The organism is Bradyrhizobium arachidis, from assembly GCF_024758505.1.
GTDB lineage: Bacteria > Pseudomonadota > Alphaproteobacteria > Rhizobiales > Xanthobacteraceae > Bradyrhizobium > Bradyrhizobium manausense_C.
This window is the reverse complement of the sequence record NZ_CP077970.1, coordinates 3,976,355-4,003,102: the sequence shown is the minus strand read 5'-3', so window position 1 is coordinate 4,003,102 and position 26,748 is coordinate 3,976,355. Positions and strand designations below refer to the sequence as shown.

The 26,748-nt window shown below is 60.4% G+C and carries 22 protein-coding genes; 4 read left to right on the top strand and 18 right to left on the bottom strand.

The genetic code is table 11. The features are described 5' to 3' along the window. Window positions 1-165 precede the first annotated feature (165 nt). Together KUF59_RS18210 and KUF59_RS18205 are read right to left on the bottom strand one after the other, a co-directional pair. Window positions 166-2,205, bottom strand: a complete 2,040-nt coding sequence (locus KUF59_RS18210) for a methyl-accepting chemotaxis protein (RefSeq protein WP_258770024.1) — start codon at window positions 2,203-2,205, stop codon at window positions 166-168. A gap of 214 nt (window positions 2,206-2,419) precedes the next feature. Next, window positions 2,420-2,713, bottom strand: coding sequence for a hypothetical protein (locus tag KUF59_RS18205; RefSeq protein ID WP_258770104.1), 294 nt, complete (start codon window positions 2,711-2,713; stop codon window positions 2,420-2,422). Here KUF59_RS18205 and KUF59_RS18200 point away from each other — a divergent pair. Then, window positions 2,594-3,442 (top strand): LysR family transcriptional regulator, encoded by an 849-nt coding sequence (locus tag KUF59_RS18200; protein ID WP_258770023.1) that lies wholly within the window; start codon window positions 2,594-2,596, stop codon window positions 3,440-3,442. The genes KUF59_RS18205 and KUF59_RS18200 overlap by 120 nt on opposite strands. A gap of 258 nt (window positions 3,443-3,700) precedes the next feature. Here KUF59_RS18200 and KUF59_RS18195 read toward each other — a convergent pair whose 3' ends face one another. The 7 genes from KUF59_RS18195 to KUF59_RS18165 form a co-directional block, all read right to left on the bottom strand. Beyond that, complete coding sequence (locus KUF59_RS18195) at window positions 3,701-4,144, bottom strand: CBS domain-containing protein (protein ID WP_258769831.1); 444 nt, start codon at window positions 4,142-4,144, stop codon at window positions 3,701-3,703. A gap of 347 nt (window positions 4,145-4,491) precedes the next feature. Further along, the gene (locus KUF59_RS18190; protein WP_258769830.1) at window positions 4,492-5,475 is read right to left on the bottom strand and encodes a D-2-hydroxyacid dehydrogenase; all 984 of its coding nucleotides are present in this window, start codon (window positions 5,473-5,475) and stop codon (window positions 4,492-4,494) included. A gap of 204 nt (window positions 5,476-5,679) precedes the next feature. Then, window positions 5,680-6,534, bottom strand: a complete 855-nt coding sequence (locus tag KUF59_RS18185) for an SDR family oxidoreductase (protein ID WP_258769828.1) — start codon at window positions 6,532-6,534, stop codon at window positions 5,680-5,682. A 44-nt stretch (window positions 6,535-6,578) separates the two neighbouring features. Next, window positions 6,579-7,235 carry a 3-oxo-tetronate 4-phosphate decarboxylase gene (gene otnC, locus KUF59_RS18180; protein WP_258769827.1) on the bottom strand — a complete coding sequence of 219 codons (657 nt, stop codon included), beginning with the start codon at window positions 7,233-7,235 and terminating at the stop codon, window positions 6,579-6,581. Window positions 7,236-7,326: 91 nt separating this feature from the next. After that, a complete protein-coding gene (locus KUF59_RS18175; RefSeq protein ID WP_258769826.1) occupies window positions 7,327-8,952 on the bottom strand; it encodes an NADP-dependent glyceraldehyde-3-phosphate dehydrogenase in 1,626 nt (541 codons plus the stop codon). Window positions 8,953-8,982: 30 nt separating this feature from the next. Next, complete coding sequence (locus tag KUF59_RS18170; protein ID WP_258769824.1) at window positions 8,983-9,303, bottom strand: putative quinol monooxygenase; 321 nt, start codon at window positions 9,301-9,303, stop codon at window positions 8,983-8,985. Beyond that, complete coding sequence (locus KUF59_RS18165) at window positions 9,303-10,415, bottom strand: isocitrate/isopropylmalate dehydrogenase family protein (RefSeq protein ID WP_258769823.1); 1,113 nt, start codon at window positions 10,413-10,415, stop codon at window positions 9,303-9,305. Before KUF59_RS18165 ends, KUF59_RS18170 begins: the two co-directional genes overlap by 1 nt. Window positions 10,416-10,787: 372 nt before the next feature. Between KUF59_RS18165 and KUF59_RS18160 the strand changes: the two genes are divergently transcribed. Continuing rightward, on the top strand, window positions 10,788-11,531 hold the full coding sequence (locus KUF59_RS18160) for a GntR family transcriptional regulator (RefSeq protein WP_092295255.1): 744 nt from the start codon (window positions 10,788-10,790) through the stop codon (window positions 11,529-11,531). 73 nt (window positions 11,532-11,604) lie between these two features. Here the strand turns inward: KUF59_RS18160 and KUF59_RS18155 are convergent, their stop codons facing one another. Further along, entirely contained in the window at window positions 11,605-12,942 is a 1,338-nt protein-coding gene (locus KUF59_RS18155; RefSeq protein WP_258769822.1) for an MFS transporter, read from the bottom strand. Between the two features lie 177 nt (window positions 12,943-13,119). Between KUF59_RS18155 and KUF59_RS18150 the strand changes: the two genes are divergently transcribed. Then, a complete protein-coding gene (locus tag KUF59_RS18150; protein WP_475647875.1) occupies window positions 13,120-14,727 on the top strand; it encodes a GMC family oxidoreductase N-terminal domain-containing protein in 1,608 nt (535 codons plus the stop codon). Window positions 14,728-14,742: 15 nt separating this feature from the next. On the opposite strand, the gene KUF59_RS18145 is transcribed toward KUF59_RS18150, so the two are convergent. The 7 genes from KUF59_RS18145 to KUF59_RS18115 all read right to left on the bottom strand — a co-directional run bounded on the left by KUF59_RS18145 (window position 14,743) and on the right by KUF59_RS18115 (window position 24,143). Then, entirely contained in the window at window positions 14,743-16,224 is a 1,482-nt protein-coding gene (locus KUF59_RS18145) for an aldehyde dehydrogenase (protein WP_258769820.1), read from the bottom strand. Between the two features lie 45 nt (window positions 16,225-16,269). After that, a complete protein-coding gene (locus tag KUF59_RS18140; protein WP_258769819.1) occupies window positions 16,270-16,989 on the bottom strand; it encodes a haloacid dehalogenase type II in 720 nt (239 codons plus the stop codon). Between the two features lie 323 nt (window positions 16,990-17,312). Continuing rightward, on the bottom strand, window positions 17,313-19,286 hold the full coding sequence (tkt, locus tag KUF59_RS18135; protein ID WP_309500992.1) for a transketolase: 1,974 nt from the start codon (window positions 19,284-19,286) through the stop codon (window positions 17,313-17,315). 124 nt (window positions 19,287-19,410) lie between these two features. Further along, a complete protein-coding gene (locus tag KUF59_RS18130) occupies window positions 19,411-21,270 on the bottom strand; it encodes a TRAP transporter large permease (protein WP_404514222.1) in 1,860 nt (619 codons plus the stop codon). 7 nt (window positions 21,271-21,277) lie between these two features. After that, a complete protein-coding gene (locus KUF59_RS18125; RefSeq protein WP_258769817.1) occupies window positions 21,278-22,291 on the bottom strand; it encodes a TRAP transporter substrate-binding protein in 1,014 nt (337 codons plus the stop codon). A 66-nt stretch (window positions 22,292-22,357) separates the two neighbouring features. Then, the gene (locus tag KUF59_RS18120) at window positions 22,358-23,215 is read right to left on the bottom strand and encodes an alpha/beta fold hydrolase (RefSeq protein WP_258769815.1); all 858 of its coding nucleotides are present in this window, start codon (window positions 23,213-23,215) and stop codon (window positions 22,358-22,360) included. Window position 23,216: 1 nt separating this feature from the next. After that, the gene (locus KUF59_RS18115) at window positions 23,217-24,143 is read right to left on the bottom strand and encodes an NAD(P)-dependent oxidoreductase (RefSeq protein WP_258769814.1); all 927 of its coding nucleotides are present in this window, start codon (window positions 24,141-24,143) and stop codon (window positions 23,217-23,219) included. Window positions 24,144-24,378: 235 nt separating this feature from the next. Between KUF59_RS18115 and gcvA the strand changes: the two genes are divergently transcribed. Next, entirely contained in the window at window positions 24,379-25,272 is an 894-nt protein-coding gene (gene gcvA, locus KUF59_RS18110) for a transcriptional regulator GcvA (protein ID WP_258769813.1), read from the top strand. Window positions 25,273-25,332: 60 nt separating this feature from the next. On the opposite strand, the gene KUF59_RS18105 is transcribed toward gcvA, so the two are convergent. Next, window positions 25,333-26,613, bottom strand: coding sequence for a glycerate kinase type-2 family protein (locus KUF59_RS18105; protein WP_258769812.1), 1,281 nt, complete (start codon window positions 26,611-26,613; stop codon window positions 25,333-25,335). Between the last annotated feature and the right edge of the window lie 135 nt (window positions 26,614-26,748).

Genomic DNA, 26,748 nt, shown 5'->3' with positions numbered 1-26,748 from the left:
AGTCAATTTTGACAGGCATTTCCGGCACGACGCGTGTCGGTCTCGGCGAAATCCGATGCAAGCAGTTTCAAATTGCGGGGCGCAACCACACTACAACCGCCGACCGAGCACCTTTCACATGAGGCGCGGTTTAACCGTGAGCCAATTCCTTTGAGCATTTTCGGGCTAAGCCGCCCGTATGTTGGCCATGAAGCGATCGAGCTCGGTCCGCAGACGCACACTCTCGGTCGATAGTGTCTTGGCCGAACTCAGCACCTCGTCCGAAGCAGTTCCGGTCTCGGTTGCGGCGCGATTGACCTGTCCAATATCGACGGCCACAGCCTGCGTGCCCTGCGCGACGGTTTGGACGCTACGCGCGATCTCCTGGGTAGCGGCGCCCTGCTGTTCGACCGCGCTCGCGATCGAGGCTGCAATCGCCGATATCTGATCGATCGTCGTCCCAATCTCCTTGATCGCCCCCACTGACTCGCTCGTGGCACCCTGCATTGCGGCAATGTGGGCCGAGATCTCGTCAGTCGCCTTTGCTGTCTGGCTCGCGAGCGACTTGACCTCGCTCGCGACAACGGCGAAGCCCCGCCCTGCCTCACCCGCGCGCGCCGCCTCGATGGTGGCGTTGAGGGCCAGGAGATTGGTCTGTTCGGCGATCGCTGTGATCAACTTCACGACGTCACCGATCTGTTGCGCCGCGCGGGACAGCCTGGCTATGCGATCATCGGTTTCCTTGGCCTGCACCACGGCAGCTTCCGTGATACGGTTGGAACCCTGGACTTGCCGACCGATCTCCTCGACCGACGCAGAAAGCTCTTCCGTCGCGGTAGCGACCGACTGCATGTTGGAGGAAGCCTGCTCGGAAACGCTGGCTACCTGGCTCGACAAGCCCTGTGTGGTCTCTGCGGTCCGCGTCAGTGTCGTCGCAGCGGTCTCGAGCTGCGCTGCGGAGGCCGAGACGGTTGATACGATGGAGCCGACCGCGCTCTCGAATTTGTCGGCGAATCGAACCAGCTCGGCGCGTCGAGAGGCCGCCTGCTCCCGATTATGCGCCTCCGCCGTTGCGGCGTCCCGTTCAGCCTTGGCAATCGCCTGCAGCTTGAACTCTTCCACCGCCGCGGCCATTTCACCGAGTTCATCCTTTCGGCCAAGCCCCGGCAATACCACGTCAAAATCTCCCGACGCCAGCTTTCGCATCGCATTGCACATCGCGATCATTGGGCGAGAGATGCCCGCGCCGAGCAGGAAGGCGAGCACAGCGCCAAAAAGTATTCCACCGGCAGCGAGCATCAAGATCAGTTGCTCGGTCCGACCGACGGCCTGTTCCGACTCCGTTTCCAGTCGTCGCTGCTCGCCAAGGAGATCGGATTTCATCGCGGCCGAACCTTGCATGATCGTACCGGCCGAGCTGCCCATCTCCGCCACAAGTTCATCGACTGACTTGGCATTCGTTATGAGCTTCTCCAACGCCTCGCGATAGGCTTGCAGCAACGCCTTGGCTTCCTTGAGGCCGGCTACGACCTTCTCGTCCGCCGAATAGATCGCCTTGAACGAATTCTCGGCCAGTTTGAGCCCACCGAGCGCACTTGCTGCGACCGACTGATCCGAATTAAGAAAGAAATTGCTGGCGGCTGCATTCGCGGCCTGAAACTGCGTGTTGACCTGCTTTGTACCGAACTCAATAGCCTGGGTCTCGGTGTCTGACGCACCAAGACGAATATCGTCCAGCTTGTATTTCAGCAGGCTCGCGCTGGGCGTGAGTTGATCATGCACGATCAGCGCACTGCTACGCTTCAGTTCGAGGATTCTGGCAAATGTCGCCGAAAAGCCAGTGAACTCCTTTGCGAGCTTGTTGAGACGCTCCAGGCGATCCGGCGCCTTGGTGTTCTTGATCGATTGATCGATGGCGTTCTTCAAGCTGGCCTCGGCATCCAGCGCTGCCTTCGCATCGTCTTCCTTGCCAGTGACCACGAAGTATCGAGCACCCGAGCGGTAGGCCAGCAGTTCATGATCGATATTGCGTGCGAGATCGGCCTCCGAAACACTGACCCGGAAGGACCCGACTCCATCGGAGACACGCTCGAACCCGAAATAGGCGAACGCCATGCTGACGGCCAGGATGACGAGAACCGCCCCGAATCCGACTACAATCTTCGCACGAAATCGCAGGGGCGGAATGAGATTGCTCGTCGGTTTCCCCTTGATACGCCCAGCCATCCTCATTCGCCCCCATGTGTTCGCACTGGCCCACCCAGCGGTCGGGGATTTCCCAGACAGATTTGAAAATGAGTGGAGAGAGGTCAAAGTCAGGTAAATCCGTCTTACCGGACGATGGGATGCATCGTCGTTGCAGAGGAATGGCCAGCGTCGACCATAGACGTTTGGACGCTGACCGGCCTAGCCACAAGTGACTTGGCGAACCCATCGGAAACTATTGAAGGCCAACCCTTTTCTCAGACCGTGCTTTGGTGGAGGATGGACGGACCGCGAGGTCTGGCCGGTCACCGAAGGTCGGATTGTTGAATGCAAATTGACTGACTGTTGAGCCGTATGCATCGATCTCGATATGAGTAACCGAACCGACCTTGTTGAGCTGGAAGCTTTCCTGGCGATTGTACGCGCAGGCGGCTTCCGTCGCGCCGCGACGATCAGGGGTGTCTCCGCCTCTGCTCTCAGCCATTCCATGAGAAGCCTCGAGCAACGGCTTGGCGTCCGCCTTCTCCATCGCACCAGCCGGAGCGTGCATCTTACAGCTGCTGGGGAAATGCTCGTGCGTGAGCTGGAGCCTCGCTTCCGCGGGATTGAGGAAGCCATCGAGGGTCTGAATGAGTTCCGGGGCCACCTTGTAGGCCGCGTCAGGATCACCGCACTGCGCGACGCTGCGCGCCTGCTTCTCGCGCCGAAGCTCCCAGCGTTTCTCGCCGCTTTCCCTGAGATCGAGGTGGAGATTGCCGTCGACGACAAGTTCGTCGACATGGTCGCTGAGGGATTTGACGCGGGCATCCGCTATGGCGGGACCGTGCCCGAGGGCATGATTGCCTCGCGACTGAGCGACAGTCTTGAATGGGTCATCGTCGGCTCACCCGGTTATCTCAAAGATCATGGCTATCCAAAACACCCGGAAGATCTTTCGATCCATAAGTGCATCCGCATCCGCCTGGGCACCGATCGAATCTACGAATGGGAATTCGAGCATCAAGAGAAACGTCTCACCATCGACGTTCCCGGAACGATCATTCTGGATGACTCCGAGCTCTCGATCCGAATGGCGGAGGCCGGCGTGGGCCTGTTCTATTGCCTGAAGGCCAGGGTCGAAGCTCAATTGTCGAGGGGCTCACTGGTTGCGGTGCTGCCCGAGTGGATTTCGCCCGGACCGGGCTTCCACGCCTACTACTCTTCCCACCGTCAAGTGCCGTCCGCGCTGCGAGCGTTCCTGGACCATCTTCGAGGTTAGTGGTGGTTTTCCCGCTCTGCCCGCTACTGACCTGCTGTGAAGGAATAGAATGCGCGAGGCTTGCGAGTTGCTGCAGGTCGCCTCCCAAGCGTCGCGATTTCGTCAAGGGACTTCCACGACTCTAGTCGAGCACGTGAAGTCGCCCTGATCGCTCACTAGGGCACGTTCTCACTAGGGGCCGGCCGATTGATGTCAGGTGGCCCCAAATAGCGGCCGAAAAGCGGACGTTTTCCGAGGTCGCAGATGGGCCACAAGATGTCAGCCCCCGGGGCCGTCCTTCATGATATAGCCCATTAGGTCGTCCACGTTGTGCTCCAAATCCCGGATGATGTTCTTGACGACGTCTCCGATCGAGATCACGCCTACGACCCTGCCCGCATCCAGCACCGGCAGATGGCGAATGCCGCGCGCAGCCATCATTGCCATGCAGCCCTCCAGCCGATCGTCCGGCTTAACCGTCACCGGGTTGCCCGTCATCACTTGGCCCACGGGCGTCGTCTTCGCATCGAGCCCGGGCAGCAGCACTTTAATGGCGCAGTCACCCTGGGTCACGATACCGACCAGCACGTCGTCGTCGATGACCAGCACCGACCGGACCCGATTGTCGCGCATCTGGCGCAAGGCTTCGACGACCATGTCGCCAGAACGAACATCGATCAGGGCGCCCTTCTTCTGGGCCAGAGCGCTTTTTACTGTGCTCATCGATCTCCCCTCGGGGGCACTGTCCTGCCCCTTCTTGATGGTCCGCATTGAAGAATAGTCGAAATATCTTGCCTCGTCAGCACCGCGCCGACGCCGCCGGCGAAGCCTGTCAGCGATCCAGACAGCGGGATTTCACCGCCTCGATGGCGTAGGCCGGGAGCACTTTCACCACTTCCAGCTCGAAGCCGCAGACATCATCCTGCGCAGCGCAAACCCTGGAGACAGAGTGGTGGAATAGGTACCCAGGTTCAAGCGGTCGAAGCACTGGCACCGGCTCAAGGGCTGCTATGGGTCAAAAGCCGTCGATGGAGCTTGAGCAACGCGCAGTCCGCTCCTCGCTCCGTTTCCTAATGAGCACCCGTCACGACATTCTTCGGCGTCCCACTCCGGAACGCTTCGATATTATCCATGAGTTGGTCAGCAAGCGATTGCACCGCCTCCTGACTTGCCCACGCGACGTGAGGAGTGAGAATGAAGTTGGGCAGCCCTGTCAGTTGCATGAGTGGATGATCGGCTGAGGGAGGCTCGACGGTAGCCACATCAAAGCCAGCACCCGATATGCGACCGGAACGAAGCGCCTCACCCAGAGCGATCTCGTCGACCAGACCACCTCTGGCCGTATTGATGAGTATCGGCCTGCGCTCCATGAGCGCGAACTCGGGCGCCCCGATCATGTTGCGCGTTGCCGGCGTCAGCGGAGCGTGGATCGTGATCGCATCGCTGAGACGCAGCACGTCTTCAAACGGCGTATAGAGCGGCCCCATTCCCTGTACACCCTTGTAAGACGAAAACAGGACGCGCATCCCAAACGCTCGCGCGAGGTCCGCGACGGCACGTCCCAGCGCACCGTCTCCAATGATCCCGAGCACAGATCCTGCGATATTCCGGATCGGGTAATCGAAATAGCAAAACTGCCCTGACTCAGCCCAGCGTCCGGTCCGCACCGAGTCCCGATACGCGAGGAGGCTGCGCCGAAGTGCGAACAAGAGAGCGAATGTATGTTCGGGAACTGTGTCGACCGCGTAGTCCCGAATATTCGATACGAGCACATTCCTGGCAGCACAGGCTGCAATATCCACTACATCTGTGCCGGTCGCAGCGACTGCCACCAGTTTCAGATTGCGCGCTGAGGCAATCGCCTTCGCAGTTACCGGCGCCTTGTTTGTGATCACAACATGGGCATCAGCGATCCGATCGCTGACCTCCTCGGCTCGCGTGGCTTCGTACTCGACCCATTCATGCGGAAACGACAGTTGGCGCAAAACAACGTCAGGCAGCATCGTGCTTCGATCGAGAAACACGACCTTTGCGGTTGTGATGGTCTTGCTCATATTGAAACTCCGTCGAGGCGTGGCATTCTCTTCGAGCCGCCGCTTATCGCGACCGTACATTCCCTCCCCGCATACGGCGGACGAGAGATCGCCAGTTTCCGCAAAATGACTTCAAGCAGTTATGAAAGAACGCTTCGCACCGGGAAAACGAAAAAGACGGTCGAACACATGAGTATTGCTCAACTTCGGCATTTCAACGATATCTCAATCCTTCTCCGGCGGTCCTGACATCCAGGCGGCGAAGCGCGGCCCCCAATCGGGATGCCACCGGGAAAGCGCGGGCCGATTTTGAACCATATCGTCGGCGGCCCAGCGAATTCGTCTGGCGTCCATCTCGGATGTGACGGAATTGTCGGGGCAAATGATGTAAAAATCGCCTCGCCGAAACCGTTCGACAAACAGGTCGATCACTTGTTCAGCCGTCCAGGGCTCCTCCGGCTTGACGTCCTGCATCGCCTTCAGGCCTGGAAAGTTCATGGGGGTCCATGTATATCCGGGCACCAGCAAGTGCGCCGTGACACGACCTCCAGTCGCCTTCAACAGCTCGTGGCTGAGCTGTTCAGTCAGAACCTTCACTGCCGCCTTCGAGACGGAATATGCCGCTTTTCCAGGAGGGGTCGTGATCCCTTCTTTGGACCCGAGATTGACGATCGCGCTTCGCGTTTCTGCTTCCATCATTCGCGGAACGAAGAGGTGCTGGGCAGCGAGTACACCGAAGAAATTGACATCGAGCGCATGTCGCCAAGCTCCAAGTTTCTCGCAAGGGCCCGCGCGCTCGATGATGGCTGCATTGTTCATCAGCAAGGCAACTTCACCGAACCGCTCGTATGCCGCGTCCCTCAAAGCTTCCAGATCGACCTCTCGGGATACATCGCCCGGCACGACGACAATTTCGGTATCGAGCGCGCCGGCGAGCACCCGAAGCCTCTCCTCGTCTCTATCGAACAGCACGAGGCGCATCCCTTCGCGAGCAAAGCGGCGTGCCGCAGCCGCCCCGATGCCGCTCGCCGCACCTGTTACAACTGCGACGCGCCCTCGCGCGATGATGTCGACGTTCATCTCTAGTCCTTCCTCAAGTGAGACCCCCACCCGGGCGTGCGCTGCTAGTGGGCCGATCCCGGCAAGGCCAATCCGAACGTTTTGACCAGATCCTTCTCCTGCTCTGGTGACAGGAAGCGTGGATTGAGGCCCCGCAACAGCAGATACAGTTTGGCGGTCTCTTCCAATTCCTCGGTCGCAAACACGGCTGCCTCGAGCGTTTCGGCCGAGACGACCGGCCCGTGATTGGCCAATAGGATGGAAGAGTATTTCCCCGCGAGGCCCATAATCGCCGACGCGACCGCGGGGTCTCCGGGGCGGTAGTACGGGATCAGGGCGGTCAGACCGCACTTCATCAGGTAATAAGGCGTCATCGACGGCAGGGCCGCACGTGGGTCGATCTCGGGCAGCATCGAGAGGGCCACCGAATGCGTCGAATGAAGGTGAACGACAGCCCCCGCGTTCCTGCGGGTGTCGTAGAGCGCAGCATGGAGCGGCACTTCCTTGGTCGGAGGATCGCCGGAAACGACGCGCCCTTCCGCGTCGATCCTCGATATCCGGGCTGGATCAAGAAAGCCGAGAGAAGCGTTGGTCGGCGTCACCAACCACCCACCGTCCTCCAGTCGGACGCTGATATTACCCGACGAACCCGGCGTCAGCCCTCGTTCGAATAGTGACCGGCCGAAACGACAAATCTCTTCTCGACGTTTGGTCTCGCTCATGTGCATACCGAAGACTGGAACTAATACCCCGCGCCGAAGGGAACTGAACGCAGCCCATTCTCGCTACGGATCACTCGGGAGTTGTTCAGGATCAGAGAATGAAGCCGGTGTGGATGAAGTTGGAATGATGACCATCAACGATGGCATTGAGGATTTCGCGCGCTGGCTGGGTGTATTTTGTTGCCACCATCGAGCGAATTGAAAACGAACGCAGCGCATCCGTGACCGACAGCGTGCCCTCGGCCGAATCCTTCCTTCCAGTGAACGGAAAGACATCGGGCCCACGCTGACACTGACAATTAATATTCACCCGACACACCTGATTGACCAGCGAGTCCGCCATACGGCCGATCATGTCAGGATCGCTGGCAAACAGGCTCACCTGCTGACCGTGTTCGGATGTGGCGACGTAGTCGAGCGCAACGTCAAGGTCTTCAAAACTCATGATCGGGACAAGTGGACCGAATTGCTCCTCCCGATAGAGCCGCATCGCTGACGTCACGGGGTAAACCACCGCCGGATAGAACAAGGTGCCTTCGACCGCGCCACCGCCGGCGTTGAGAACACCGGCGCCATTGGCGACGGCGTCATCCAGAAGTTCGGTCATCTGCTTGGCCTTCCCCGTACTAGGCAAGGGGGTCAAGCTTACACCGGATGCCCACGGCATTCCGATCTTCAGATCGCCGAGAAGCCGCAGAAATTCTGACGTGAACGCCTGCTCAACATTACGATGGACGAGCAGCATTTTCAGGGCGGTACAGCGTTGTCCATTGAACGAGAGAGCTCCCGCCAGACATTCGCGCGCCGCAAGCCCTATGTCTGCGTCAGGCATGATGATGGCCGCGTTCTTGGCGTCGAGCCCTAACACGGCACGCAGACGATTGGTCTTTGGGTGCACCTTCTTGAGATGGTCTGCCACACGGCTTGACCCGATAAGTGTCAAGACGTTGACCTTGCCGGTGCTGAGAAGTGCTGGGACAATCTCAGCGCCATCTCCATAGGCGAAGTTGATGACCCCCGGGGGAAACGCCTCGCAAAAGGCATTGAGCAACGGCTCGAACAGGAGCACCCCGGTACGCGGCGGCTTGAACACGACGGAATTGCCCATGATCAGGGCAGGAATGAGTGTCGCGAAGGTTTCGTTGAGCGGGTAGTTGTAAGGGCCCATGCACAACACGACTCCGAGCGGAGTGCGGCGGATGAGGCCGACCGTCCCCTCCACGATTTCGAAGTGGGAGTTCGCATTGTCGAGATTGCGTAAGGCCTCGATGGTTTCCCTAATATAGTCGATCGTGCGGTCGAACTCCTTTTCGGAATCGGCCAGTGTCTTTCCGATCTCCCACATGATCAGCCGCGAGATATCTCCTCGGCATGCACTCATGCGAGCCAGGAATTTCTGTATCGCGAGGATACGGTCGGAGACGCGCATCGTCGGCCAAACACCACGCCCATTCTCGTAAGCGGTCACAGCAGCATCGAGAGCGACCAATGCCGACTCGACACTTCCGAACGGATGACTGCCGAGCCGCGCTTGCGTCAAACGACCGTTGTCGTCACGAACCATCACCGGCGAGAGCACATCCTTGGTTGGCCCCGCCCAATCGCGGATTTCACCACCGACGAGGATGCGACGCTGCTCGATCGGCTGGATCGCAAACTCGCGCAGACCTTTATCATCGGCGCTAGGAAACAACATTCTCAGTTGATCGGAGTTCATGATATTCCCCAGCCCGACGGCCCCAGGTCACTAATGACCAGACTTGTGCGATCTTGTCGTGACCCCGAGACGGACGTAGGTCGCAATCCGCTTTTCGATCACCCAGGGCGAGACCAGTCGGTCGAAACGGCGGAAGTGCTCGGTCGCTAAGTGGGCGTCAAATGCCGCTTTGTTGTCATATATTTCGTAAAGGAATATCTCAGCGCCGTCGGCTGCTTCACAGACATCGAAGAGCCAACAACCTGGTTCGAGTGCGATCGAATCGGCGGCGTTCGCCAGCATCGCCTCGCGAAATTCGACCGTGTGCCCCGCCTTGATCGAAAAGGTCACGGTCACGACGAACTCGCCCATCACGCCACCGCCTTCATCGCTTGCGGAAGAGCTGCAATGGTTTCACGTGTGACCGCCGCGCATCCCGCCGTGCCGCCCAGCTCGATCGGCACCGCCCCGGAAGAGAGCGCCATTTGTACTGATGCTTCAATAAGACGAGCACGAACCTCCAGCTGAGGCTCGCTATGCTTCTCCGCGAGCCAATCAAGCATCATAGCGGCTGAGAGGAACATTGCGCACGGGTTCGCTTTTCCCTGTCCGGCAATGTCAGGGGCTGTACCGTGCGCAGGCTGAAACAAGGCATGCTTATCGCCGACGTCGGCGGACGGGGCCATGCCCATTCCACCAACGAGTCCGGCGGCGAGATCGGACAGGATGTCCCCGAACATGTTCTCGGTGACCATGACGTCGAGTGTCCACGGCTTCTTGACCATCACAAGCGCCATGGCGTCGACATACGCATGGTCGGCCCCAATGGTCGGGTGCGTCGCCGCGACCTCATCGAAGATCTTGCGAAAGAACGCCATGGACGTGAACACGTTCGCCTTGTCGACACAGGTCACCCGCGCCTGGCCGCGCCTTGATTGGCGACGTTGGGCCAGCCGGAAGGCAAAATCGCTCACTCGCGCGGTTCCGTTCCTGGTGATGCACATCGTGTCGTACGCCTCATCGTCGCCGACGACCTTGCCCCTACCCCGCGCGTGGAAGAGCCCTTCTGTCTGCTCCCGGACCAGGACGAAATCGATGTCATCCACGCGCTCGTCCGACAAGATCCGCGGGAGGCCCGGAAACCAACGGATCGGGCGAACCCCGGCGTAGAGATCTAACGCCATCCGAAGATCGAGCTGGGGAATGATCTCTGTTCCGTCCGCATGCCGAATGTCCGGCCACCCCATAGCGCCGAACAGAACAGCGTCCGCCCGGCGGCACGCATCGAGGGTGGCGTTCGGCAGCGCCTCACCGCTCTCGGCATAGAATTGCGCTCCAGCCTGCCAGGTGTTCATTCGCAAAGGGGCGCCGGCGGTCTTGGCTTCCACGGCGGCCAGAAGTTCGAGGCAGGCCGCCATGACTTCACGCCCGATGCCGTCGCCGGGCAGGACCGCAATATCAAGTTTGTTGGAAGAGACTGTCACGCTGCATCTCCAGGTCGGTTCTGCTTAGGCTGCGGATCGCATCGCCATTGTACACAAAGGGCGTAGCTTTTGCGTTCGATAACGTATGCATTACTTGTACACTAGTCCGGTATGACGAAAGCTGCAAGGTTGAAGCACGATCCTTTCCCGGCTAGTCGAGGGGCGATCAGCGGGACCGCCCCCTCATCCACGAGTTTTTGGAGCAAGCGATGAGCCTCCCCTTCTCTTTCGACCTGGGCCAGGGCTAGGTTTCGACAAGTGACGGATTTGGCTGGGATCTTTCCACAACCGAACCTTCCGACTGATGGTCGCGATGGAATTGGTTGCTCACGGCGATAGTGGTAAAGACCAGGGAGAGAAGAACTGACCGCAATGACAACCAAGCCTCGAAAAAAGTCGCCAGACCTCAAGCCTGTGCCCCGAAAGGTGCCGACACGGACGCGCCTCACCCCCGTTGCGTCCCCGAGCGGCAAACCCAATCAAGCTGATATCGCCTATGCCCGGCTACGCGAGCTGATATTGAGCGGCGCTATCGCCCCCGGCAGCTTCGTTCTTGAACTTGAGGCGGCGGCACGTCTCGGCATGAGCCGAACCCCTGTACGAGAGGCGATGGTGAGGCTGCGCGCCGAAGGCATTGTCGAAATTCGCGCGCGCCACGGAATGCGCGTCCTTCCGGTGTCGGCGGACGACATGCGCGAGATCTACGAGGTGCTCACGAGCCTGGAAGCGACCGCCGCCGGGCTCGTCGCGAGGCGTGGAATCGCCAAGGAGGCTTTGGTCTCTCTCAATATGGCCGTCGCCAACATGGACGACGCATTGGATCGGGACGACCTGGAGGCGTGGGCCCAAGCGGACGAGTCCTTCCATCGGACACTGATCAACAGTTGCGGCAACCGACGCATCATTCAGACAGTCGATCAGTTCTGGTCGCAGGCGCATCGTGCGCGCCTGCTGACGCTCCGCCTTCGTCCTAAACCGACGCAATCGAACCGGGAGCACGCCGCTCTGGTGCGGGCAATTGCCAAGGGCGACGCTGACGCCGCCATGCGCCTGCACCAAGAGCACCGCGAACGTGCGGGAAGGCTTCTGACCGACCTGCTCTCGAAGCTGCCCTGAGCGGCCGATCAGTTCGCACTTCGTGCCTGGCAGCGCTATCCGCGGATAGCGCTGCAGTTTGTTTGCCCTCGATTCAACGAGCCGCACCGGCAGAGGCCCCAACTGTCGCAGGCGCGCTGCGGGACTTTTGCCGGGTGAAGTAGACCACCGAAACGGCCACGCACGCCGTCCAGATTCCGGCCACACAGTAGATGCCCAGGTCCAGCGTGTTGGTAGATTGCGTGAGAAAGCCGATGATGAAGGGCGCGAAGAAGCCGGCCGTCAATCCGATCGAATTGATGAAGGCGATTCCGGCGGCGGCCGAAACATCCTTGAGCGCGGCCGTCGGCAGACTCCAGAATACCGGCAGCACGGCCATGACTCCGCCCAGCGCCATGCTCAGCCCGATCAGGACAAGAACGAGGTTGTGCTTGAACCAGACGCTGATCAGGAAGCCGGCAACGCCGAACAGGCAGCTTCCGACGAAGTGCAGGAAGCGCTCGCGCTTCCGATCGGAGTTGCGACCGACTGCGAGCATCACGATCACCGCTCCGGCGTAAGGCACAGCCGAATAAATGCCGAGCTGGACGGTGTCCGTAACCCCTGCCCCCTTAATCAAGGACGGGAGGTAGAAGAAAATCCCAGATTGGGCGAGCACGATCCCGAAGAGAATTGCAGCAAGCAGAAGCACGTCGACGTTCTTGAAGACGTCAAGGATGCCCATCTCGGGCTTCCTGACGTTCTCCGCATCGATGTTGGCGCGAAGGCGCACCTTTTCCGACGAAGACAACCAAGAGGCACCCTCGATGGTGTCGCTCAGCTTGAACCAGACCACGAATGCCAGCAGGACGGCCGGGAGACCTTCTAGCAAGAACATCCACTGCCAGCCGGCGAGTGACGCAGTTCCGTGCATGTGGGCGATGATCAGACCGGAAATCGGCGCGCCGAAGATGCCGGCAAGAGGTGCAGCGAGGTAGAAGAGCGACGTGACGGTGGCGCGACGCTCGGTCGGATACCATCGCATCAGGTAGAAGATGACACCAGGAAATAGCCCGGCTTCTCCGATCCCCAGCGCGATGCGGAAGATATAGAAGGAATGTTCGGACCAAACCAGCATCATCCCCATCGAGATGAGGCCCCAGGTCATCAGGATGCGGCTCAGCCATCGCCGCGGGCCGAAACGGTGCATCAACAGATTGCTGGGGACTTCCGATGCCGCATATCCGAGGAAGAAGAGTCCCGCGCCGAGCCCGTAGACGGCTTCGTTCAATCCGAGATCGCCCATCATATGGGGCTTGGCAAAACTGATGTTGATCCGGTCGAGATACGACACCGTGTAACACGTGATCAGCAGCGGCATCAGATAGAGCGTGACTTTCCGGTAGATAGCATCATCGCTCCCGGTCTTCGATCGCCCCGCTTTCTCACCCATGGCCCCCTCCTCCTTGCTTTACAGCATTCATTAATGCATTCATTAATGCGATCGTTACAAATGTAAGGCTGGAAATCAAGCCGTTTTCGCAGCATCATTGGTCCCGGGCGGGAAACCATGGGTCGACAACGCGAAACACGCCTGGGGAATGGATCGATGAGCGAGGAATTCGACTACGTGATCGTTGGCGCCGGCGCCGCTGGATGCGTCCTCGCGAACCGGCTTACGGCCGATGGCGTCGCCACGGTTTGCCTGCTCGAGGCGGGACCGCCCGATCGCAACCCGTTCATCCACCTGCCCGCCGGTTTCATCAAGACGCTGTTCGATCCGACCTGCACCTGGCAATTCAAGACCGATCCGACCGAGCGAACCGGCGGCCGACCGATCGCAACGACGCAGGGCCGCACGTTGGGCGGCGGCTCGTCCATCAACGGAATGGTCTACAACCGCGGACAACCGGCTGACTTCGATGGATGGGCCCAACGGGGCAACCGGGGGTGGGCTTGGGATGACGTCCTCCCCTACTTTCGTCGCTCGGTGCGGCGGTTGGATATCGAGAAGGGGCCCGAGCAAGGCGAAGCAATTCCGGTCAGTCGAATGGACTGGCTTCACCCCGTCTCCGAGGCCTTCATTCGCGGTTGCATCAACGTGGGAATTCCGCAAAACCCGGACTATAACAACGGCCATCAGGCGGGAGTGGGATACTTCCAGCGCACGATCGACCGGGGCTGGAGAGTCAGCAGCGCGCGCGCATTCCTGAAGCCTGCCCTGTCGCGTTCAAACCTGGAACTCCGCACCAACGTTCGCGCGAGCGAAATTGTGCTCGACCAGCGTCGCGCAGTCGCGGTGCGGTATCTGCGTCGACGTGGCGCCACGCCAAACGAAGTTCGCGCGAGACGCGAAGTCATCCTAGCGACGGGTACCGTCAATACCGCACGGCTGCTCCAGGTTTCCGGCATCGGCCCAGCGCCTCCGCTTGCGTCCTTGGGTGTACCCTTGAGACACGAGTTGAACGGAGTAGGAGCGAACTTTCGCGACCACTATGCGGTGCGGATTGTCATGAAAGCCCGGCCGGACGTCGTCACATTGAACGAACTGTCGCGCGGGCTACGTCTTGGAGGACAGATCGCCCGCTGGGCCGTCGGCTTGCCCAACATCCTGGCGACGTCCCCGTCGCAAGTCCATGTTTTTTGGAAATCATTCGAAGGCCTCGATGCGCCGGACCTCCAATGCGTGTTCACGCCCGGCTCCTACAAGCAAGGGGCCGTCTATGTGCTGGACGACTATCCCGGCGTGTCGGCCGGCGCTTGGCCGCATCGCCCGCAAAGCACGGGATATGTGCACGCCCGCTCCACGGACGTCTTCGAGGACCCGGTCGTTCAGCCGAACTATCTCAGCGACCCGCAGGATCGACGTGCCACGATCGGCGGCCTCCGCCTGATCCGCCGCCTCCTGTCGACGCCCGAACTCGCGCAGTATCTCCAGAACGAGACCCTGCCCGGCCCTGACGTGACCACCGACGACGAACTGCTCGACTACAGCTATCGAAACGGGACCACCTGCTACCATCTCATCGGAACTGCGCGCATGGGACCGGCAACCGATCCGGATGCTGTCGTGGACAACGAGCTTCGGGTCCACGGACTTGACCGCCTGCGGATCGTTGACGCCTCGATCATGCCGACGATGCCGTCTGCGAACACGTACGCCACGACGCTTATGATCGCAGAAAAGGCTGCCGACATGATCCGCGGTCGACAGCCGCCAAACAATCAGGCCGGGTGAGAGGCGCAACGCCTGTCAGCGCATCACGAAGGGATCCACCACGTCTTCCGCGGTCCCAATCATGATGCTCTTGGTCTGGAGATAGTTCTGGATCGAATCCAGTCCATTCTCCCGGCCGATGCCCGAATGCTTGTAACCTCCGAGAGGCGAGAGGTAGCTGATCACGCGATAGGTGTTGACCCACACCGTACCGGCCTGAAGTCGTTCCGAAACCCGAAGTATCCTTCGAATGTCCTGCGTCCAGAACCCTGCCGCCAGGCCAAACGTCGTGTCGTTCGCTATCGCGATGGCTTCCTCGTCGTCCTCGAAAGGAATGCATGCCAGAACGGGACCGAAGACCTCTTCCTGGGCAATGCGCATCCGGTTGTGCACCCCCGTGAATATCGTCGGTTCGACGAAGTAGCCGCCTTCGCCGACGTCGGGCCCGGCCGCGGGCCCACCACCCAGCACGCAGGTGGCTCCCTCACCCTTCGCTACATCGATGTAGTCGAGAATCTTCCGATATTGAGGGGGCGTCGTGACGGGACCGACCTGCGTGCTGGCCAGGAGCGGATCGCCCTTCTTGGCCCGTCCGGCAAACGCGACGACGCGCTCCACGAACTGGTCGTGGATGCTCCGATGAACGAGGAGACGTGAACCGGCGATGCATGTCTGTCCGGTCGCAGCGAAAATCCCCGAGATGACGCCTTTGACCGCGTTGTCGATCTCCGCATCGTCGAAGACGATGTGAGGCGACTTGCCGCCGAGTTCGAGCGTCACCTTCTTGAAGCTGCGTGCCGCCAGTTCGCCGATTCGGCGCCCGGTGGCTTCGCTTCCGGTGAAAGCAACTTTTGCAACATCGGCATGCGAGATCAGGGCATCGCCGATCTCACCTCCAAACCCAGTAACCACGTTGAAAACGCCCGGCGGAAAGCCGGCCTTGTCCACAAGCTTCGCGAACTCCAGCGTTGAGGCGGACGTGAACTCAGACGGCTTTGCGACGAAGGTGTTTCCAGCGGCGAGCGCCGGAGCGAGCTTGTAGGCGAGAAGCAGAAGCGGCGAATTCCAGGCGGTGATGCCGACGCATACGCCGAGGGCCTCCTGCCGTGTGAAATTGAATGTCTGCGGTTTATCGATCGGGATGACAGCGCCCTGGACCTTATCCGCGAGGCCGCCGAAATAGTAATACCACTGCGGAATGTACTTCAGCTGGAACGCCATCTCGTTGATGAGCTTGCCGTTGTCCGTCACCTCGGTTCGGGCGAGTTGCTCGGCGTGTTCGGCGATGAGATCGCCGAGGCGGCGGAGCAGATGTCCGCGCTCGGTCGCCGTCAGCTTTGGCCAGGGCCCCGTTCTGAATCCCGCCTTGGCCGCCGCCACGGCCCGGTCGACATCCGCAGGCTTTCCCCGCGGGATCGTTGCCCAGGCCTTGCCCGTGAAAGGATTGAGAGACTCGAAGCGTTCGCCGCCGACCGCCTCGACCCATTCACCGCCGATGAACATCTTGTAGGATTGCATTGCGCTATATCCTGTTCTCAACTGGGCCCGCAGACTGGCGTGTATCTAGGCGCCGACGCGCTCGGCAAGTTCGATAACGTCGTTGGCCACGACGTCCCAATCCTGCGTCGGCTCGAGGTCGGTCTTCTGGCCCGGACCATGCTCGGTCGGACGCGGGATGAAGGCCGTTTTCAGGCCAGCTGCGCGCGCAGCAGCGAGATCGCCATTATGCGCAGCGCACATCATGACCTCCGCTGGATCGAGATACATGAGCCTGCACACGCCGAGATAGGTCTCGGGATGTGGCTTGTAGTGCCGAAACAGCTCGCAAGAGAAGACGTTGTCCCACGGTAGCCCGGCATGCTTCGCCATATTGACGAGCAGCGCAACATTCCCGTTCGACAATGGGCCGATGACGTATCGGCGCTTGATGCGGGTTAGCCCCTCGACCGCATCGGGCCAGCCTTCCAGCCTGTGCCATACGCGGTTGATGTGCCGGCGGTGATCCACTGACAGGGCTTCCAGGTCAAGTTCAGCCAGCACCTGATCGAGGGCATGAGCGTGCAGCTCATCGAGATTGGTCCAGGCGATTTCCCCGGTCCTGACCCGATCCTTCTCGGGTTCGTACCGCCCCCGCCACTTGTCGGCCAACGCGGCCCAATCCGCCTTGACCCCTTCGCATTCCCCCCACGCCGAGAGGTCGCGAATAATACTTCCACGCCAGTCCACCACCGTGCCGAACGTATCGAACACGATCGCCTTCACTCTCTGAATCGAACTCTTCATCATCGGCTCCCTCAGCTGCGGCCAGGGTCCCAAGTCCGCAAAAAAACGCCTCTGTGAATTTATTAATGTATGCATTATTTCTGTCAAGCCTCGCGGCTGGAACCGGCCACGCGACGTGACCGATCCTGACCCGCCGGACGAATGCGCCCTACAGGCACCTCCGGGCTACCGGTCAGTAGATAGACAGACAGCCTGCATACAGCAGAGGGACCAAACACGGGGCAAAGGGAGGATCGGCCAGGCAAACGTCGCCGAGCGCGATCGTGCGCTGGCCTCGTTCCCCGGCCGTCGGCGTGGCGCTCGACCGACGGCCGGATCGGCCGTCACGATTGCTTGCCGGACTCAAGACGTTGCAAGACCTTCGTCACAATGTTCTCCGCCGTAATCCCGAAATGGCGGAACAGTTCGTCGCCCGGTCCCGACGCTCCAAAGCCGGACATGCCGACAAATATGCCGGCGTCTCCGATATAGCGCTCCCACCCGAACCGGACGGCGGCCTCAATGCCTACGCGCAGCACGTCCTCTCCAAGAACGCTTCGTCGATAACTCTCTTGTTGCTGCTCGAATGCCTCCCAACACGGCATCGATACCACAGCGGTCGGAATATTCAGCTTCTCGAGAAGTCCCTTTGCGTCGAGCGCGACGGCGACCTCGGATCCGGTCGCCAGCAGCGTAACCCGTCGTGCCCCGCCTGTCGCTTCGGCCAGAACATAGCCACCATGCGCGCTCAGATTCTCGTTCGAGTGCGTCGTCCTCACCGGCCGGAGAGCTTGGCGGGACAGGATGAAGGACGATGGGCCGTCGCGCCGCGACAGCGCCATCTCCCAGCACTCCGCGACTTCGACGGCATCCGCGGGACGGAGCACCAGAATATTGGGGATGGCCCTTAGTGAGGCCAGGAATTCGACCGGCTGATGCGTCGGGCCGTTCTGCCCAATACCGATGGAATCGTGACTGTTGATAAAGACGACGGGCAATCCCATCAGGGCTGCCATCCTGATGGCGGGCCGCAAGTAATCGGAGAAGGCGAGATAGGTCGCCCCGATCGGCATGATTCCGCCGTGAGCGGCCATCCCGTTCATGATCGATCCCATCGCGTGTTCGCGGACGCCGTAGTGCACAAAACGGCCACCGCGCTCAATCGCGGTGAAAGCCTGCAGGTCACGCTTGTGGCACGTGGGCCCCTCAAGATCCGGCGCGCCGCTGAGCAATTCCGGAAATACGTCGAACAACGTCGCCACCGCCTCGCCGGACGACAGGATGGATGGTTGGGCCGGCAAGGAAAGCGCGGACTTCTTGTATTGCCGCAAGTGAGCCTGCCAATCCGCAGGCATCTTGCGGCGCGCCAGGCGTTCCAAAAGCGCGCGTCGCTCAGGCGCAAGTTCGGAGACCCGCGATTTCCAGGTATCGTACCGTTCTGTATTGCGCGCGCTGACCAGGCTCCGCCAGCCGTTCAGGACCTCCGAAGGGACAACAAAGGGCGGACTGGTCCAGCCAAGGCGTTCGCGAGCGGCTTGCGTATCCTCCTTGAAAACGCGCCCGCCATGAGCGCCTCTCTTCCCTTCAAGGCGCGGGAATCCGCGTCCGATCATCGTGGCGCATGCGATGAGGCTTGGCCTCGGGTCAGACTTCGCGTGAGCGATCGCCACGTCGATCGATTCGAAATCATGTCCGTTCGCATCCAATACCTGCCAACCCGCCGCCCGGAAGCGAGTTCGGATGTCTTCGCTGGTCGATATCTCCGTGCTGCCGTCGTCGGTCATCGAATTGTCGTCCCAGAGAACGACGAGCTTTCCGAGACGAAGATGGCCTGCCAGCGCAAGCGCCTCCTGGGCAACCCCTTCCATCAGGCAACCGTCACCCGCGATGACATAGGTGAAGTGGTCGAGCAGGTCGGAACCTAGCATCTGACGCAGATATTCCTCGGCGATGGCCATACCTACGCCGTTCGCAAAGCCCTGCCCCAACGGCCCGGTGGTCACTTCGATACCATGCTCGACCGCATATTCCGGATGACCATGACAGATGGATCCGAGAGTGCGGAACCGCTTGATCTGATCGATGTCGATCGCCTCGTATCCGCTGAGGTAGAGCAGCGAATAGAGCAACATCGATCCGTGACCGTTGGACAGGATGAACCTGTCGCGATCGATCCATGTCGGATCAACGGAGTTGAACTTGAGATGGCGCGTGAACAGCACCGTCGCGATCTCGGCACAACCAAGCGGCGCGCCGGGATGACCGTCGGAGGCGTTCTCGATGGCGTCGAGCGAGAGCATCCTGATCGCGTTTGCCATGGCCCGATCCAGTTCGTGATCTCGGGATACGGGCGTTCGCGGCACGATAGTCATGTTTAAGCCTTGTCTGTTCGAGTCTGAGATTGTTTCGTTGCTGTGCGGTCAGGTCGCTCAAGCCGGAGCGCTAGAGAAAGCCGATCGAGAGCCAGGGGATGAACGCGACCACGACGAGGCCGGCAAGCAGCGCCAGCATGTATCCCATCAAGGGACGAATGCCTTCCGCCGGATCGGCGCGACCGATCGCGCAAGCTGCGTAGTAGCCGACGCCGAATGGCGGAAGGAAGAGTCCCATTCCCATCGCCAGGATGATCACCATCGCATAGTGCACCTCGTGAAGCCCGACAGCCTTCGCGATCGGGAACATTAGAGGAGCGAAAAGCACGAGCGCCGGTATTCCCTCCAGCACACTCCCCAGGACAATGAACATCAGGATCGACACGGCCATGAAGGTCGGGCCGCCGCCGGGAAGCGACGCCATGACCTTTGCGAGATCGCGCGAAAACCCCGACTGCGTCAAACACCAGGCGACGGTTGTCGCGGCTCCGATGATGAACAAAATGGCGCCCGACAGCGCGGCCGTGTCGATCAGCATCTTTGGAAATTTCGACCAGTCGCACCGGCGATAGATCAAAAGTCCAACGATGACCGAGTATGCGATACCGATTGTCGAGACTTCCGTGGCCGTGGCCACGCCCTCGACGACCGCCGCTCTGATGATGAACGGAAGCGCGAGCGCCGGGAGCGCGAAGAGAAACGCGCGGAGAACATCCTGCCGCGGCGGCTTCGAGATGTGCGAGAGATCCTCCCGCCTGTTCCTCCACCAAACGACCAGCGCCAGGAAGAGACCGAGGACGACCGCCGGTACCAAGCCCCCTGTAAAGAGCGCCGCGATCGACACGCTGGTTACCGAGCCGATCGTGATCAAAACGAGGCTGGGCGGGATGGTCTCGGTCTGGGCGCCGGTCGCGGCGAGCAAGGCGACGAGTTCGCCGCTCTTTTGCCCCCGCTTCCTCATTTCGGGCAGCAGCGAGGGTGCGACGGCAGCCATGTCCGCGGTCTTCGAACCGGAGATACCGGAAACCAGGTACATCGCGCCGATCAGCACATAGCTCAACCCGCCTCTGACGTGCCCGAGCAATGCAGCAAGGAAGTCGACCATCGCCTTCGCCATCCCTGTGAGTTCCATCAGGTATCCAAGGAACACGAAGAGCGGAACGGCGAGCAGGATCAGATGCGACATTCCTTCGTCCATCCGCCCGGCAATCGTTAGAACGGGCGAATTGGTTGCAAGGCCGATATATCCGAGTGCAGCCGTGCCGAACGCAAATGCGATGGGCACGCCGAGAAACACGGCCACGCCGACCAGGCCCACGAAGAACAGCACGAGGTTGAGGTTTCCGAGGCCCAGGAAGAAGCCGCGAGACAACCACACGAGCGCAGTGAGGCCGGCCATCAGGCAAAAGGCGGTCACCAGCCGCGGTCGTGCAATCGAACCGACTTTTGCGAGCGCGAAGACGACCATCAGGACGAGGCCCACAGGCAACGCCGCTGCGCGTATCGATCCCGGCAACTCCAGCGCCGGAGTAATCACAAACGACTCCTCATGCGCGTAGTCGATCGCCGGCCAGAGCATGAGGACCATGAAGGCGACGCAAGCCAACAACGCCACCGTTTCGCAGTTTGCCCGCGCCGAAGGGCCGAAACGATCGACAAGGGCCGTCATGCGCATGTGCTGGCCGCGGTGCAGCGCGATGGCGGAGCCGAGCATGGAGAGCCACACGAACAGGATCTGAGCGAGTTCGTCGGTCCAGACGATCGGCGCGTGAAAGACATACCGCGCAATCACGCCGATCGACAGCACTCCGACTTCGACCGCAACGACGGCGGCCGCGAACAGCTCGGTGAGAGATATCAGGCAAGCTATCAGCCTTGGGCCAAGACCCGGCCGAACGCCGATCATCACTGGTTCGTCGGTCACCGCCATCGTGCCCTCAGCTCAGCTTCCCGCTCGCTGCCTCGAGAAGAGACCAGGCTTCGTCCCCGTACTTGGCCTTCCATTCGCCGTAGAAGCCGGACTGCTGGAGCTTGGATCGGAAAGCAGCCGTATCCACCTTGACGAACTCAAGACCTTTCGAGCTCAATTCGCCCTGGAGCGAGTTGTTGAGCGCCGCGACGTCCGCCCGCTGCTTGATTGCAGCCTCGTTGACTGTCTTCACAATCACGTCGCGGTCCGAGGCGGGGATGCCTTCAAACGCCCGCCTGTTGGCCAGGAACCAGAAGCCATCCCACATGTGGTTCGTTTCAGAGAGGTATTTTTGAACCTCGTACATCTTGGCGAAGTAGATTCCCGCCAGCGGGTTTTCGAGGCCGTCGGCCACCTTGGTCTGAAGGGCCGAGTAGGTCTCGCCCCATGGAATCGATGTCGGTGACGCGCCCAGGGATTTGAACAGCGAAGTCCACAGCGGGCTCGGCGGGACCCTGATCTTGAAGCCCTTCAAGTCTTCAGGCGTCTTGATGGGACTCTTGGCCGAGGTCGTCTGCCGGAAACCGTTATCCCACATCTTCTCGAAGGCAACGAGGTTCGACTTGGCAAAACTCGCGATGACGTGCTTTCCAAGCGGACCGTCAACCGCGTTCCACACCTGCGAATAGTCCGCGAAAGCGAATCCGATTCCGGTGATCGCGGCGACCGGCACGAGGGTGGCCACGATAAGTCCCGATGATGCGAAAAATTCGATCGCCCCCGACCGCAGCTGGCTCAGCATATCAGCGTCGGTGCCGAGCTGACTGTTCGGGAAGACCTCGATGGCGACACGTCCATCGGTCAGCTTCAGGATCGTCTCGGCGGCTTCCGTCATCCGCGTGTTGAGCGGATGATCCTTCGGCATGATATTGGCGAACTTCAGCTTGAACTGAGGTTCGGCCCTGACAATCGAGGGGCAGGCAAGACCAAGTGCAACACCAACGCCGCCGTGCAGCACTCCACGTCGCGACAATTTTCCCATCGTCTCCTCCTCCACAATGTAGCTATTATTCTCTTTGGTTGATTTCTGCGTGGCGTACGCCTGCGCCTATTCCTTCTCTGCAAAGAAGCTCAACAGCGCCTCGGAGATGAACTCCGGTGCCTCCTCAGCCACCCAATGTCCGCTGTCCGGAATCGTGCCGCCCCGCACGTTTTCAGCGACGCGCTTCAGCGACTCGACAGTCTCGAGTCCGCGTCCGAATGCCTTCTCGCCGCCCAGCGCCAACACCGGCATCTTGAGCTTGCCTTGCGATGCCAATATCGCCTGATTGTCGGCAACGTCCTGCGCGAAGGCCCGGTAGTAGCCGAACATTGCGCGGAAGGCCCCGAGCTTCTTGTAGGTCCGGTAGTATTCCTGCTTGTCGTCTTCCGAGAGGCAATTGGCGCGATGGCCGTAGTTCTCGAAGAACCAGTTCATCACCAGTTCTTCTCGCCCCGCACAGAGAGCCTCGGGAAGATCCGGAGTGCGATAGAACGGGTGATGCCATCGCCGCCCACCCTGCGACATCTCTCCGCCATCGCCCGGAATCGTCACGTCCAGAATTGCGAGCTTCGACACCGCCTCCGGGTGATGTGCAGCGAGCGCGAACGCGACCGGCCCACCCCAGTCGTGGCCGACGAGATGAAAGCGCTTCATTCCCAGGTGGCCGTTGACGAGCTGCCAGATATCCTCGGCTACGGTCTTCTTGTCATATCCCGATTGCGGACGGGTCGAGTCGCCCAGTCCACGAAGGTCCGGAGCGATCACAAAGTATCGATCCGCGAGCCGGGGCATCACGAACCGCCACTCATGTGATGATTGAGGGATCCCGTGCAGGAGAACCACGGGGTCGCCCTTGCCCGCCGTTAGGTAGTGCAGCGTAACATCGGTCAGGTCTGCGAAGTGACTGTTTGCCTGCCGCATCATCTCACCGTCCCGACACGCTGGTCATTGCGCGATACGCTCTCACGACCTGGCTGTCGTCGACCTGACCGAAACCCTGGCCCGAAACCGCTAGGAACATCTGCTGTGCGATCGAAGCGAGGGGCGTCGGAGCTTTCAGACGCTGGCCGGCATCCAAGACAATTCCGAGGTCCTTGACGAAGATATCGATGGCGCTGGTCACCTGAGGCTCACCCGCGATCATGCGGGAGCCCCTGTCGCGCAGCATCCAGCTTGAAGCTGAGGATTCGGAAAAGATGTTGATCAGGACCTGAGGATCTATGTCCGCCTGCGCACCGAGCGAGACCGCTTCTGCGGCTGCTGCCAGATGCACGCCGCACAGGAGCTGGTTGATCGTCTTGACCAGCGCACCCTGCCCAGGACTCGACCCGACGTGGTGCACCTTGTCTCCCATCGCTTGAAGAACAGGCTTGGCGCGGGCGAACGTTTCGTTGGCGCAGGCCGCCATGATGGTGAGCGTAGCTGAAGCCGCACCCGCGACTCCTCCGGACACGGGAGCATCAACGAAGCTGCGCCCGGCTTTCGCGACCGCTTTTGATATTCTTTCAACGTCTGCCGCTGGACAAGTCGCCATGAGAACGACGCCGCTTTCCTTCGGCAGCGCGTCAAGAACACCCGCCTCAAACAGCAGTTGCTCGGCCTGGCCAACATTCACCACCATGAGCACCAGAAAATCAGCGCCCAGCGCAGCATCCTTCGCCGCATCAGCCCAGATGCCACCCTCCTTTTCGAAAGCGGCGCGAGCTTCAGCTCTGACGTCGTGCCCCCTCACTCGATAACCGCGAGCGCAGAGATGTGCAGCCATCCTTGAGCCCATGGATCCAAGGCCGATGAACCCGATATTGTTTGCTTCGGATCGGTCCGAATTCTTGTTATCCCGGGTCATGCTCATGTCGCGATGGTGCCCCTCTTCGTATTGCTTTCACGCGCGCGCGGCCTCCCTCGCTTTCGCGAAGGCACACTGACTTGGCAAAGACCGGAGGACTCTCGCAATGAGAGCACAGTGGACGTACCTCCGGGTCTTGCGGTTGTCTGTCCGCATTCTCTATCGCTTGAGCCTAGTAACCTTGCCCGGCACCAACAAAGGAATTAAAGTCCCGGTTAGATGAACTGCATTCATGTGAACCATGACCCATCTGCTCCACTTGCGCGCCATTCAAATCTTCGAAGCCGCCGCGCGTCTTGGCTCCTTCCTTCGCGCCGCCGACGAGTTGAGGGTGACGCCTTCCGCCGTGAGCCATCAGATCAGGTCACTGGAAACCACATTAGGCGTACAGCTCTTTCACCGGATCAATCGGGCGGTCATGCTGACCGACGTCGGTCGAAAGTATGCCGACGAAATATCCGAGGCGCTCGGACGCATTGAAGCAGCAAGCCAGACTGTCGCGCGAAAAGGCAAAAGCGACATTCTGACGATTCATTCGGTCCCGAGTTTCGCGAGCCAGTGGCTGATGCCGCGACTCTCCAGGTTCGGTGCGCTCAATCCGGAAATCGATTTGCGATTGAATGCGTCGGGCGACGCTGCCGATCTCGGAGGCGATGCCGTGGACATCGATATTCGATACGGCACGTTCGTGCCGGCAGCTTACTTGGGTGTCGATTCGTTTCCGCTCGAGACAATCGTCGCGCTGTGCTCGCCGAAGCTCATGAAAGGCGCTTCACGGATCCGAACGCCGGCTGACATGAAAAAGCATGTTTTGATCCACTCCGAGGTCAATCTTTATCGGTGGAAGCACTGGGCAGAGGATGCAAAGGTCGAGCTGGATCTAGAGCGCGGCCCTCGTTTTGACCGCTCCTTTATGGCCATCAGCACTGCCGTTGACGGGCTCGGCGTATGCCTGGAAAGCCGACTGCTCGTTCAACGCGAGCTCGAAAGCGGCCGGCTAGTCATGCCTTTCGGAGCGAATGGAGCGCGTATGCTGTGCCACAGCCTGGTCTATCGCCGCTCTCGCACCAACGTACCCAAGATCGCCACGTTCCGGAAATGGATGTCGCAAGCTTTACGTGAGACTGAGACATAGCGGCACGCCGAATGCGCAACTGATCGCATGGCGCTGGGCTCCTAGGGGTAACGGCATCGGCTACTCCACCAGGATCACCCTGAGATCGTTGACATTCGTCAGCGTCGGACCAGTGTGCAGCAGATCGCCAGTCTCTGCGAAGAAGGCGCTTGCGTCATTGTTGCCAAGAAACGTCCGTGCGTCGAGGCCGTGCGACTTGGCTCTACTGAGGGTCTGCTCGTCAACAATGGCGCCAGCAGGATCTGATGCTGCTCCGCCGCCGCCATCTGCACCATCGGTGTCTGCTGCAAGAGCTGCGATGCCGCTTTCGCCATTGAGACCGAGGGCCAGCGCGAGTGCATACTCCTGATTGGGTCCGCCACGCCCATTGCCGCGAACGGTGACGGTCAGCTCTCCACCCGACAGTATCGCGACGCGTCTTCCTTCCAGCCGGGCTTGAAGCGCCAGGCGCGCATGATCGGCTGCGACGTCGCGCGCTTCACCTTCAAGATCAGCTCCGAGATCGATGATCTCGTAACCAGCTTTCCTTGCCGTGGCGATAGCGGCATCAAGCGAATCGCGGGGCTTTGCGATCAGCTCCAGTCGCATACGGGCGAAACACGGATCGTCAGCTTTACAGCTCTCGTTCTGCGGGTCATGGAGCGCACGACCAATCGCTTCATCTGGCACAAGGCCGTATCTTTCGAGCACCGCCAGCGCATCCGCGAGCGTTGTCTGATCCGGCACGGTCGGTCCGGACGAAATTGACGATGGATCGTCGAATGGCACGTCGGAGATTGCAAGCGCCACGACCTCGGCCGGCCAACAAGCACGCGCGAGACGTCCGCCTTTGATACGCGACAGGTGCTTTCGGACGACGTTGATCTCGTCGATCCGCGCGCCCGAGCGCAACAACAAACGCGTCAGATGCAGCTTCTGACTGAAGGTAATGCCGTTTGCAGGTGCGATCCAGTTGGCGGAGCCACCACCGGACAGCAACACCAATACCAAGTCCTCCTCTCGGGCACTCTGGGCAAGCTGCAGCGTCCGTTCCGCACTTTCCAGCCCTGCCTCGTCGGGCATTGGATGCCCAGCCTCGACGACCTCGACGCATCTTGTCGGCACACGATGACCGTGCCGAGTTGTTGCGATGCCGATCAGTCGATCCGGATCAAGCTTCAACGCATCCAGGTAATGCCGTTCGGCCGCTGCCGCCATGGCTGCGGCTCCCTTGCCGGCGGCGAGACAGATCAAACGCCCCTTCGGGGCTACCGGAAGATAGGGGGCCAGCACGACATCGGGATGGGCGGCGGCGATCGCGGCATCAACAATCGCGCGAAGCAGAAGGCGTTGATCTTTCATTTCAATTACCCATTCAAAAAAATGGCCCGGCCTCCAGGGCCGGGCCAGTCGCGGGAGGAGCGCTTGCGCGCTTGGTTTGGCCGGTGCGACCGACCAACTTGTTAGGCCGCCAACAGGCCGGGGGCTGAACTCAGC

Coding starts and splice junctions, on each gene's coding strand:
- KUF59_RS18190 (WP_258769830.1), bottom strand. CDS start 5,475: ATGAGCAAGACCATCACAACCGCAAAGGTCGTGTTTCTCGATCGAAGC.
- KUF59_RS18155 (WP_258769822.1), bottom strand. CDS start 12,942: ATGGGTGAGAAAGCGGGGCGATCGAAGACCGGGAGCGATGATGCTATC.
- gcvA (WP_258769813.1), top strand. CDS start 24,379: ATGACCCATCTGCTCCACTTGCGCGCCATTCAAATCTTCGAAGCCGCC.
- KUF59_RS18205 (WP_258770104.1), bottom strand. CDS start 2,713: ATGGAGAAGGCGGACGCCAAGCCGTTGCTCGAGGCTTCTCATGGAATG.
- KUF59_RS18170 (WP_258769824.1), bottom strand. CDS start 9,303: ATGGGCGAGTTCGTCGTGACCGTGACCTTTTCGATCAAGGCGGGGCAC.
- KUF59_RS18115 (WP_258769814.1), bottom strand. CDS start 24,143: ATGAGCATGACCCGGGATAACAAGAATTCGGACCGATCCGAAGCAAAC.
- KUF59_RS18120 (WP_258769815.1), bottom strand. CDS start 23,215: ATGATGCGGCAGGCAAACAGTCACTTCGCAGACCTGACCGATGTTACG.
- tkt (WP_309500992.1), bottom strand. CDS start 19,286: ATGGCAAACGCGATCAGGATGCTCTCGCTCGACGCCATCGAGAACGCC.
- KUF59_RS18140 (WP_258769819.1), bottom strand. CDS start 16,989: ATGAAGAGTTCGATTCAGAGAGTGAAGGCGATCGTGTTCGATACGTTC.
- KUF59_RS18195 (WP_258769831.1), bottom strand. CDS start 4,144: ATGAGCACAGTAAAAAGCGCTCTGGCCCAGAAGAAGGGCGCCCTGATC.
- KUF59_RS18130 (WP_404514222.1), bottom strand. CDS start 21,270: ATGGCGGTGACCGACGAACCAGTGATGATCGGCGTTCGGCCGGGTCTT.
- KUF59_RS18210 (WP_258770024.1), bottom strand. CDS start 2,205: ATGGCTGGGCGTATCAAGGGGAAACCGACGAGCAATCTCATTCCGCCC.
- KUF59_RS18185 (WP_258769828.1), bottom strand. CDS start 6,534: ATGAACGTCGACATCATCGCGCGAGGGCGCGTCGCAGTTGTAACAGGT.
- KUF59_RS18145 (WP_258769820.1), bottom strand. CDS start 16,224: ATGCAATCCTACAAGATGTTCATCGGCGGTGAATGGGTCGAGGCGGTC.
- KUF59_RS18125 (WP_258769817.1), bottom strand. CDS start 22,291: ATGGGAAAATTGTCGCGACGTGGAGTGCTGCACGGCGGCGTTGGTGTT.
- KUF59_RS18175 (WP_258769826.1), bottom strand. CDS start 8,952: ATGAACTCCGATCAACTGAGAATGTTGTTTCCTAGCGCCGATGATAAA.
- otnC (WP_258769827.1), bottom strand. CDS start 7,235: ATGAGCGAGACCAAACGTCGAGAAGAGATTTGTCGTTTCGGCCGGTCA.
- KUF59_RS18105 (WP_258769812.1), bottom strand. CDS start 26,613: ATGAAAGATCAACGCCTTCTGCTTCGCGCGATTGTTGATGCCGCGATC.
- KUF59_RS18160 (WP_092295255.1), top strand. CDS start 10,788: ATGACAACCAAGCCTCGAAAAAAGTCGCCAGACCTCAAGCCTGTGCCC.